General features: G+C 62.5%; 14 protein-coding genes. 11 read left to right on the forward strand and 3 right to left on the reverse strand.

What is annotated here, in order from left to right; genetic code table 11:
* From I6F49_RS19685 to I6F49_RS19695, 3 genes are all read left to right on the forward strand, one after another.
* Positions 1–232: hypothetical protein (locus I6F49_RS19685; protein ID WP_231615155.1), on the forward strand; the 232-nt coding region annotated here is incomplete at its 5' end.
* Positions 229–567 (forward strand): hypothetical protein, encoded by a 339-nt coding sequence (locus I6F49_RS19690; protein ID WP_197099292.1) that lies wholly within the window; start codon positions 229–231, stop codon positions 565–567. The genes I6F49_RS19685 and I6F49_RS19690, both read left to right, overlap by 4 nt.
* Entirely contained in the window at positions 564–731 is a 168-nt protein-coding gene (locus I6F49_RS19695; protein WP_181870836.1) for a hypothetical protein, read from the forward strand. The genes I6F49_RS19690 and I6F49_RS19695 overlap by 4 nt, the downstream gene beginning before the upstream one ends.
* Here I6F49_RS19695 and I6F49_RS19700 read toward each other — a convergent pair.
* Positions 713–904, reverse strand: a complete 192-nt coding sequence (locus I6F49_RS19700; protein WP_197099293.1) for a hypothetical protein — start codon at positions 902–904, stop codon at positions 713–715. The two genes, I6F49_RS19695 and I6F49_RS19700, sit on opposite strands and share 19 nt — an antisense overlap.
* 414 nt (positions 905–1,318) lie before the next feature.
* Here I6F49_RS19700 and I6F49_RS19705 point away from each other — a divergent pair, with 414 nt between their 5' ends.
* The 8 genes from I6F49_RS19705 (at position 1,319) to I6F49_RS19740 (ending at position 8,003) form a co-directional block, all read left to right on the forward strand.
* Positions 1,319–3,094 (forward strand): hypothetical protein, encoded by a 1,776-nt coding sequence (locus I6F49_RS19705; RefSeq protein WP_114488610.1) that lies wholly within the window; start codon positions 1,319–1,321, stop codon positions 3,092–3,094.
* Positions 3,091–3,480: a hypothetical protein gene (locus tag I6F49_RS19710; RefSeq protein WP_114488609.1), complete on the forward strand. Its 390-nt coding sequence runs from the start codon at positions 3,091–3,093 to the stop codon at positions 3,478–3,480. Before I6F49_RS19705 ends, I6F49_RS19710 begins: the two co-directional genes overlap by 4 nt.
* Positions 3,481–3,829: 349 nt before the next feature.
* On the forward strand, positions 3,830–4,069 hold the full coding sequence (locus I6F49_RS20655) for a Lar family restriction alleviation protein (RefSeq protein ID WP_114488608.1): 240 nt from the start codon (positions 3,830–3,832) through the stop codon (positions 4,067–4,069).
* Complete coding sequence (locus I6F49_RS19720) at positions 4,069–4,338, forward strand: hypothetical protein (RefSeq protein WP_114488607.1); 270 nt, start codon at positions 4,069–4,071, stop codon at positions 4,336–4,338. The genes I6F49_RS20655 and I6F49_RS19720 overlap by 1 nt, the downstream gene beginning before the upstream one ends.
* Positions 4,335–4,730, forward strand: coding sequence for a hypothetical protein (locus tag I6F49_RS19725; protein ID WP_114488606.1), 396 nt, complete (start codon positions 4,335–4,337; stop codon positions 4,728–4,730). The genes I6F49_RS19720 and I6F49_RS19725 overlap by 4 nt, the downstream gene beginning before the upstream one ends.
* 164 nt (positions 4,731–4,894) lie before the next feature.
* The gene (locus I6F49_RS19730) at positions 4,895–5,179 is read left to right on the forward strand and encodes a hypothetical protein (RefSeq protein WP_147273794.1); all 285 of its coding nucleotides are present in this window, start codon (positions 4,895–4,897) and stop codon (positions 5,177–5,179) included.
* Positions 5,176–5,430, forward strand: a complete 255-nt coding sequence (locus tag I6F49_RS19735; RefSeq protein WP_114488604.1) for a hypothetical protein — start codon at positions 5,176–5,178, stop codon at positions 5,428–5,430. Before I6F49_RS19730 ends, I6F49_RS19735 begins: the two co-directional genes overlap by 4 nt.
* A complete protein-coding gene (locus I6F49_RS19740; protein WP_114488603.1) occupies positions 5,427–8,003 on the forward strand; it encodes a phage/plasmid primase, P4 family in 2,577 nt (858 codons plus the stop codon). Before I6F49_RS19735 ends, I6F49_RS19740 begins: the two co-directional genes overlap by 4 nt.
* A gap of 257 nt (positions 8,004–8,260) precedes the next feature.
* Here the strand turns inward: I6F49_RS19740 and I6F49_RS19745 are convergent, their stop codons facing one another.
* Both I6F49_RS19745 and I6F49_RS20435 read right to left on the reverse strand, forming a co-directional pair.
* A complete protein-coding gene (locus I6F49_RS19745) occupies positions 8,261–8,854 on the reverse strand; it encodes a hypothetical protein (protein WP_197181706.1) in 594 nt (197 codons plus the stop codon).
* A 686-nt stretch (positions 8,855–9,540) separates the two neighbouring features.
* Positions 9,541–9,999 (reverse strand): hypothetical protein (locus I6F49_RS20435; protein WP_231615156.1); only part of this gene is annotated, 459 nt, incomplete at its 5' end.

The raw sequence follows: 9,999 nt of genomic DNA on the forward strand, positions 1-9,999 counted from the left end.
GGAAGGGGACGCGCTGCGTCGAAGCCAAGGTGTTGCGCCCATGACCGCCCGCACCACCACTATCCTGCTGCTCGCCCTGGCACTGGCCGGCTGCTCTGAGGACAAGATCAAAGCCATGGAAGCTATCAACGAGTTCTGCAAGAAGAACAACGGCGAGCTGACCACGGTGTTCGAACACGGAACGTTTGGCAGCAAGCTCACGTTCGGCTGCACTGCGAGGGCCTACCCATGACCGCCCCCCGCCGCAACAACGCCAAGATCACCCTGCGCATGCAGACCGCGCTGAAGGCCAAGGGGCACACCTACGACGACCTGGTGCTGGTCTCCGGCCTGGCAAAAGAGTCGGTGGCCCGCTGGGTCAAGCAGATGCGCGAGCTGGGTGTGGTGCGCATCTGCGCATGGAACGACGACGTGCGGGGTCGCCGCATCGTGCCGGTGTTCCAGTGGGGCACCGAACCCGACCTGCCGCGCCCCGGGCGCCGGTGGACAGCCGCCGAGACGATGGCGCGCATGCGTGCGCGGCGTCGGGCCGAGAGTTCGATGGTCAGCCTGGAGGACACGTTATGACGATGGACGAATTTGATGAAGCCATTCGTGAAGCCAAGGTGGAAAAGCGGTCGGCCAAGCGGGATTTCGGAAAAAGCAGCCCTGAGTTCGCTGAGGCAAAGGAGGCGTTGGCCGCACTCAAGGACGCGCGTGACTTCGAGTTTCTTCACGGGGAAGGCACATGACTATCCCACCCACCAGCACCTACTACGCCAAGGCGTTCTGTGTGAAGTGCCTCACCGACCGCAACCGGACGGGCGGGGTGTGGCGCAACCGGATGTTCTTCTGCGGGGGTTGCAAATGAAAAGCACGACGCACGAACGCTTGGCTGCGTGTCGCCGTGTGACCGAACACCCACCTGCTGCGGTGCGCGCCGTTGTCGCCACCATCGAACGGGTGACAGAGGTCCGCATTCGGTTGTTGACCTGTCTGATGCGCAAAAAACGTTGGGATGGAGACCTCGCGGTCGCGTTTGTTCGGGCAAACGGGGACGTGTGGCGTTGATCCTACGCTGCCCTGAATGTCGAACCCGACGCAAGTCGTTCGACCTGTTCACGAAGCACCTGCGTGAGACCGGGCACCGCGTCTGCAACTGCGGGGGTTACTGGTATCCCCACCGCCCTGGCTCACCGTACTGCGAGCAGAACGCCATGAGCGCTGTCCGCATCGCCGCTCGTCAGGAGGGGATCACCGCCGACGAGTTACTGGAAATTGCGGTCGATTGCGCTTGGGAAAAAGCCGGTCGGCCGTTTACAAAATGGAGAGATTGATCATGACGAATGAAGAACACGACAGACCAGCAGCACCAAAGGGCGGGGCCTATGCGGAGCTGCCTGAGCCCACGCCAGATGAACTGCGAGCCATAGTACGCAAAGCACGCAAAGCACGCGACAGCTCTGGCAGCGCAAGCGACGACTGCGGCTCTGCCGCTTATGTGCTTTACGGGTGGCGCGCGGCAATTCGCGCATACCATGGGCAAGCACCAGCCTCCCGCATCACGGTCGAACAGGTTGAAGACGCCATAGGGCTGCAATCCACGGCATGGGACACCATCGGCGCCGAAAAAATCGTGGAAGCGGTGTTGCGATTGGCAAATGGGCAAGCACCAGCCGGGGCGACGAACACCAAGACGCACGCTCTACTGAGCACGATGATCGGCCTGTTCTTGAGAGCAAAGGAGAAGATTGGCTACCAACCCGGCAGTGCGATTGACAAGACGGTGGCCGAAGCCGTCGAGCATTTGAAGGACTGGCCCTACCCAGAAACCGCCACGGCACAGGCGGCACCAGCCGCAGGGGCGTGGATTGAGCGCTGGTACGGCTCTGGCGGCAAAGATGGCTACGAGGGCTGGAGCATCGTGAACAAGGAAGGCCGTGGCCTTGTCTCGTACCTTGGGCGGAATGTCGAATCCGGTGCGGTCACTGAAATCGTGATGGCCCACAACGCTACCCTGGCCGCCCCCACGGCACAGGCGGCACCAGCCACCACCGACTTCACGACGCTTAGTGCGGCGGTGCGAGCCATCCGGCAGGCCATCGAGTTGATCGGCGAGCCTGCCGATGACCGCATGCGCGCTGCGAGGCGCGTGCTGCGCGGCGCGGTGATCGTCGCGGAGGATTCTGGCGAGTTGGCGGCACCAGCCGCTGGCGCAGTTGCGGGGCCTGTCGAGACGATAAAGTTCTCGGACGGCTCCACAGCGGATCCGGTGGAGAAAGCGCGCCGATACCTCAACGCCATGGCCGACCACCGCATCAATAGCCAGTATTTCTTCGATGATGGCTGGCCGAAAAAGGAGAGTGCAATCGATGCAATGGCGACGTTGGCTGTCTTGGAGCAACTCGCCGCAGCGCCCACCCCAGCCGCCCAGGCAAACAGCCAGCCAGTGCCAGCTGAGGTTGCTGACGCCATGGCCGATAGCCAATACCTCGCCGGTGTTTCCGCTGGGTGGAACGCAGCAAATGCAGACGACCCCAACGCGGCGCTGCAAAAGCTCCACGAATCACGCGCTGGATACCTCAAGCCACTGAGCGCATCCCGTGCCCCGGCAGACAGCGTGACGGCACCAGCCGCTGGAGCAGTAACGGGGCCGCTGGACAGTCTCGCGCTGATGAAGGTTGTGATGCAGGCTGATGAAGCGCTGTCAGGTCGTTGCACCAGAGGCACTACGAATTGGGCAGCAGCCATCGGCAAGGCAGTTCAACGCGCCGTTGTCGCCGCCGCACCCCAGCCAGCACCCCCGGCAGACAGCCAGCCGTCCAGCTTTGGAAGCCCTGAACTGCAGGCGATGATTCTTGCGCGCTGCGCGGAGAAGGACAAGGCAGACAGCGTGCTGGAGGATGCGGCGCGGTGGTTTTCCGAGCGCGACAACGTGCTGCACTCATTCTGGGTGCTTTTGGGTGAAGCAGAAACCCAAGCGGACAACGACAACAACCCACTGCTGAAACACCAAGTCGAAGGGTTCTATCGCCAGTGGAACGCACTAAACGGAAGCGCGCTGGAGCCCCGCTGGGTGACTCGCGCAGCCCGCAAGCAAGGGGGCGCCCAATGACCATCGCGGCAAAAGGCGCCGTGCGAAAAGCCGTCGTCAGCACCTTGGAGCGCATCGGCCGGGGCTCGTGCGCGGAGATCGAGCGGCGTAGTGACATCGCCGACGGCGGTTCTCGTGCCGCGCTGTGGGCCTTGCACAAGGATGACCTGGCGCACATCACCGCATGGGAGCGCTCGACGGAGAAGTCGGCACCCGCCGCCGTGTGGGTGCTGGGCCCCGGGCAGAACGCGCCTCGGCCCGCGCCGAAGCCTCGCGCCTCTCGTGGGTACGTGGCGAAGTACAGTCCGTTCTCGGACGGTGAGCGTACCGTTGATCTGCCGATGGACTACCCGGTAAAGTCGGTGTTTGTTGGTGGGGTGAACCCCTGGACTGGAGGTGTTGCGTGAACTGGGTCTTCGTTTTCATCGCGTTCACGGCCCAAGGCGCCGTGGTCGAGAAGGTGCACATGGACAGCGCGAGCATCTGCGCGGCCTACGGCTAGGGGTACTCGTCCAGGGTGGAGTTGCGGGTCGCCCATGTGCAGGTGGCCCAATGCGTGTCGCTGCGCAGCGGTGCGGTGATCCCCGTGGGGCCGGTGGGTAAGCGGCCTGTTGGGAAAGGGTTGGTATGAGCACACCTCCGTGGGGCTCATTGGGGTGACGTAAGACTATCGCAGAGTTTAGGTGTACGCAACAGTTTTTTCGCGTTGGCCGATGGGTGGTTGTGAGCGATTGCGCAATAAGCTAGAATTTGCGCATGTGCGAAATAACTTTATCACCCTGCCCCTTCTGCGGGGGTGCGCCTTCCGAACGGCTGGGCCACAACCCTGGCGGTGGTTTCGGCCCTGACCCAGTGGACGTCTTCTCGGTCTGCTGTAACCCCTGCGGTGTGCGCTTTGTCGTGTCCAACTGGCCGGGCCACGTCACCGAAGACCAAAAGGCGGCCGTCCGCGCGAAGTGGAACCATCGTGCACAAACACAGAAAGACCCTTCCTAATGGCCCGCAAGAACACCCCGAAGACACCCCTGCTGGCCGTCCTGCGCCAGTTGGAGACCGACGACAAGCGCGACGAATTCGCGGGGCTCGCCGGCACGTCGCGTCTGTACCTCTACCAGTTGTCGATCTGCAGCCGCCGCTCGTGCCGCGCTGACCTCGCCAAGCGGATCGCCGATGCCTCGGTGGTCATGCACGAGAAGTACGGCACGCAGGTGCTGACGCTGGAGGTCATCTGCTCGATGTGCGCTGAGTGCGAGGTTGCGCCATGACCAACACCGACACCCGCCCCCAGTTCGAAGACGCCTGCTGGGCCCACTACCAGGGGCTGAAGGCGCGAGGCTGGTCGCACCCGGAAGAGGGTGATCCGAACAGCCGGGAGGCCCTGTTCTGGCGCGAAGCGAACGGCCAGTACGGCGTCCGGCAGATCGAGGCAGCATGGCGGGGGTGGTTGATGCGGGAGGCGGCCGAGGGTTGGGTAGAACCCGGCGGTTTCGGTCTCGGCACTACGGTGGACATCATGCTGACCGACGGCAGCGTGCTGTGCGGCTGCATCCCGCAGATGGACGGTGACCTCTGGTGGCACGGGGCCGACACGGGCGCGAAGTTCATCGACCCGGTGTACACCAGCATCCTGAAGTGTCGAGTGTCGCAAAACGTTTAGTGTTTTTGCGCAAACGCGATATACTGCACGCCGCCAGCCAGAATTCCCCGTCACCCGCAGAGCCGCACGGTGGGGGCCTGACACCCCCATTTTTGCGGATGGGGTACAGGCTGGCGCTCCGTCAGGTCTCCACCATGCGGCGCCTTGCAGAAAGGTCGCCAGCCTTGTTCTCTCCTACCAAATTCCCCTGTACCGCCTGGTACGTCACCGCTTCGCTGAACGTGAAGCAGTTGTCTGTCTGCGGTGTCTATCCTGGCTCCATCAAGGGATACTTCAACTGCGACAAACCGTCGCTCCTGCACCAGGGGGGCCTGTTCGCCACGCGCGATGAGGCCATTGCCGAGGCCGAGCGCAAGCTGGAAAAGATGCACGACGCCTACGTGCGCGCGGGCCAGCGCTGGACGAAGGCGCGTGAAACCGTCTCCAAGCTGAAGGGCGGTGCGGCATGAACATCGAACAGGTCGCAATCTTCATCAGGGTCGATGGGCGAACCACTCTTGCACCAATCGACCCGAACATGGCTGAGGCTTTCGTGGGGATGCTCAGTGCGTTCCAGACCGGGACGCCCAAAGAAACGAAGCTGGTTGTACTGCCAAAACACACTGTAAAACAACTGGGCGCCATGACCGCAGCGCTTGCTCGTGAGATCGCCTTGCGCCAGCAGAGCAAGCAGAAGAAAGCCGAAAGCCCCCAAGGATGACCGACCATTTTCGCAACCATGGCCGGGCGCTGCTCGCCAACGGCTACCTGATCGTCCCCATCCGCAAGGGCGAAAAACGCCCAGCAATCTCTGGCTGGCAAAAGGCCCGCCTCGGCATGGAGGACCTGACCCGCTACCCTGACCACGGGGTGGGTGTGCTCTGCGGCCAGGGGGCGCACCCCATCGTCGGCGTGGACATCGACGTGAGCCACCCGGTCATCGGCCCTGCGCTCATCGCCTGGTGCCGCCGCAACCTCGGTGATGGGGCCGAGCGTGTGGGGGCCGCGCCGCGCATCCTGCTGGCCTACCGCGCAGACAGCGCCGGCTGGGCCAAGGGCGCCTCGGTGCAGTTCTTCGACCCCACGGACCCCACCAAGCCGTCCGGCAAGGACAACCACCAGCAGGTGGAAATCCTGGGCCTGGGCCAGCAGTTCGTAGCCTACCACGAGCACCCGGACACCGGCCGCGACTACCAGTGGGTGGACCTGATGGGAGGGCTGGAGTCGCTGCGCGCCTCTGACCTGCCTGTCGTGACCGAGAAGCATGTCGCTGCGCTGCTGGCCGAGGTGAGCCGCCTGGTGCGCACCACCCCCGGTGTGACGGTGGTGGGCTCGGCCGAGTCGCCTGCCATGCGCAGCTCCAGCGACGCCGATGACCTGATGAGCTTGGTGGCCCGTGTGGGCATGTCCTTCGCCGAGGTTGAGCGCTGGATGTCGCACCTGGAGAACGACGGCGACTCCTACGACCACTGGGCACACGTCGGCATGTCCCTGCACCACGAGTTCGCAGGCACCGAGCATGAGTCCGACGCGCTGGCGCTGTGGAAGGAGTACGGAGCACGCTCCAGCAAGGACGACCCCAAGCAGTACGACTACAAGTGGCGCTCGTTCGGCGGGGGCAGCGGTGCGCCCACCACGCTGCGCTGGTTGCTGAAAATCTGCGGGCAGGCCAAGCGCGAGAAGGACCACGAAGGGCGCCGCGCCGCGCTGGACGAAGCCAAGGAACTGATCCAGTCGCAGACCGACAGCCTGAAGTTGGGCGGAAAGGAGGTGCTGGAGAAGCTGAAGCTGCTGATCCCTGACGACCCGCTGGTGCGCACGGAGATCATTGGCGCCTTCCAGGCGCGCTACAAGGCCCTGACCAAGACCAACATGCCCATCACGCAGGCGCGCGCCCTGCTGGTGGGACCACGGGCGGCCACGGTGCAGGCCAAGCGGCCCTTGACCGAGTTCGGCAACGCCGAGCGCATGCTGGACCGCTACGGCGACGGCCTGATGTTCGTGCCCGAGGTCGGAACGTGGTTCATCTGGACCGGCGTCTACTGGCGCCGCGCGGTGGACGTGGAAATCGAGCATCTGGCGAAAGAGACCATCCGCGCCCTGGTCAACGAGGTCGAGGAACACGAGGAACGCGCCGAGTTCTTCCAGTTCTGCGCCCTGAGCCAGCAGGCCAGGATGGTGAGCAACATGGTCAAGCTGGCGTCCAGCGATCCGCGCGTCGCCGTGCCGGCTGCCGAGCTGGACAAGCACAGCCACTACCTGGGCGTGCGCAACGGCGTGGTGGACTTGCGCACGGGCGCGCTGCTGCCCCCGGACCCAGACCTGCGCATCACCTTGGTGGCGGCCTGCGACTTCGACCCTCGGGCCAAGGCGCCGGTGTTTGAGCGCACCATCTCCGAGGTGTTCTCGGGCGACGAGGACATGGTGGAGTACGTGATGCGCACCTTCGGGTACGCGCTCATGGGCACCCCCATCGAGGACATCATGTTCATCGCCTTCGGCAACGGGGCCAACGGCAAGAGCACCATCTTCAACGCCGTGCGCCAGGCGTTCGGCAGCTACGCCCGCTCGGCCGATGCCGCTTCGTTTGTGGCAGATGGTAATAAGGGGGGCGGGGGTGGCCCGCGAGAGGACCTTGTTCGATTGCGGGGGGCTCGTTTCGTCTATGTCAATGAGCCGGATGAAAACGGCGAGCTGCGTGAGGGTATGGTCAAGAGCATGACCGGGGGCGACACCATCACTGCCCGGGGCATCCATGCCAAGCACAGCGTCGAGATGACCCCGACATGGGTGGTCTACATGCCGACGAACCACAAGCCGATCATCAAGGGCAACGACAACGGCATCTGGCGCCGCATGGGCATGCTGCCGTTCGAGCGCAACTTTGAGAACGACCCGAACGTGCCCAAGGATGGAAAACGGAAGGAAAAACTCGCCCTGGAAATGGCCGGCATCCTTGCGCTGATCGTCAAGGCAGCCCTGCGGTATCAGAAGGACGGCCTCGTGCCGCCCAAGCGCGTTCTCGCGGCCCGCGACGCCTATCGGTCGCAGATGGACCTCTTGGCCGAGTGGCTGGATGAGTGCTGCGACCTTGATCCTTCGGCCACGGTGTCGTCAAAAGAGCTGTGGGACTCGTGGGAAATGTTCGCTCGCGGTCGCGGATTGCTCAATTACATCCGAAGTAGCACCGCTCTATCGCGTCGGTTGGACACGAGATTTCCGCCAATCCGGGGGTCAGGCGGCGTGCGCTTGAGGTCTGGGTTACGCATAAAGGGTTCAGCGGACCTGTTTTAGCCCTACAGAGTGACGCAAGTGACGCATTTTGCCCTTTTTTGACTTTTTCCACCTATGCGTAAAGAGAGTTTTGGAAAAAGCACCTAAATGCGTCACTTGCGTCACTAACGGAGAAACTTGTAGACAAATTGCAGATTGGTTTTATGCAGATTTTTGAACACGACAAATTGCACTGTGTGATCAGAGCGAGTTTTCCGTACACCTCGGGTGTTTACGGATTGCTAGACCCGTTGTCAGGTGAGATTAGGTACGTGGGGTCAAGCGTTCGTATCGAGAAAAGGCTTTACACCCATCACCACAACATCGCCCCTAAAAATGCCCGGCCGTGTCAGGTTTGGATGGCACAGATGGTGCTGGCCGGATGGGACATCAAAGCATGTCTTTTGGAGGAAGTAGCTTCGGCAATTCTGCTTGATCAGAAACGACGCAATGCCCATGAACGTGTTTGGATTGAGCACTTCAACAATCTCGGTCAGGCCGATCTGAATGTGCAAATGGCACCAGTAGGGCATCCGAACGGCACCTCGCACCCGTACAAGGTGATGCGGGCTCACATCAATTACCTGCAAGGTTTGCTGTCGGGCCACAACATCCCGTTCACACGGTTTGACTGAAACGGAAAGACCCCCATGGAACTGCGAAACACCACCCTCGATGACATCAGCGCCGTGATCGGCTTCAGCGCGACACTGCGTCTCGTGGCCTGGTTCGGTGACGGCAGCAACCTCTACGTGCCCATCGTGGCCGAGGAAGGCCACCTGCTGGTCCGCCTGCTGGGTCTGCCAGCCGCCAAGCGACTGTGTGAGGCATGGCCGGGCGAGCACCTGGCCGTACCCCGCCTGCGCGACCATGAGGACGACCTGCGCAAGCGCAGCGTGGCTCGGTTCATCNTGGCCGGGCGAGCACCTGGCCGTACCCCGCCTGCGCGACCATGAGGACGACCTGCGCAAGCGCAGCGTGGCTCGGTTCATCGAGAAGGGGTTCGGCACCCGCGAGATCGCCGGGATGCTCAGGATCAGCGAGCGCCGCGTGCAGCAGATACTGCGCGAGCTGGAGGTGGCCGGACTGGTGCAGGTGGCGGGGCCTGCGCGCCGAGGTGTTGCTGTGAAAACTGCCGGGGAAAACCTCCAGGGACATTGGCCCCCTCCAACCGGGCTCCTGAAAAAACAGAGCGCATAGGCGCCCAGCAAAAGAGGGGTCCGTTTGAAAAATTGCACCCAATTTGGCCCACGAAAAAGGGCGGGCGATTTTGTGCATGAGAAAGAGGGGTGCCGATGTGCACGGAGCACAGGTCTCTACGGCACCGCCAGCAGACCACTCCAAGAAATACAGGGAAATCGGGGTCTAGCGCTTATCCATAAAGCGTTGGTAGCTATCTGTTTTTTAGCAAAGGTAAGACCCCAAGAGCAGCGTTGAACGCCAGGGTGTAAAAGACGGCCAGCGCTTATCCAACAAGTGCCGACAGCTATCTGTTTTATAGCAAAAACCCGATTTGCCCACCACCAAGCAGTACCACCCCAATGGCCGCCCGCGTAGCTCACCCGGGCAACGACGCCAGATAGGCCACAGTGCCGTTGGCCCTAGCGAGGTCAACAAGGGCCTCATCGCCCTCGGAGCTACCAACCCCTTGCCCAACGAGAAAATCGCCCACAGCGCGCTGTTGGACGGACAGCAGGGGTGTCCGATCGACCCCATGGTCCTCCCCATAGTGAGTGAACATGCAGGTGGTCACGTAGATCAGCACCGCAACCGCTGTGGTTGAGCCCACATGGCGGTAGTTTAGAGAAGCCGTCAAACGCCCAATCTCGTTGTTGATCGTGTCACACATTTTTCTCAAGTCATCAAGTTGATCGAGACTCGACTGTGCCTTGTTGCGACGCAGCAGGGTTGTGGGTCGGCGATGGGCGGTTGATGGCCGGCGATGGGCGGTTGATGGCCGGGGGACGAACGGACGCCGAAGTGAGATGGGCGTCTCTTTTCCTGGGCACGCGGCTTG

Origin of the sequence: Pseudoalteromonas sp. SWN166, assembly GCF_015864485.1 — a bacterium.
Classification (GTDB): domain Bacteria; phylum Pseudomonadota; class Gammaproteobacteria; order Enterobacterales; family Alteromonadaceae; genus Pseudoalteromonas.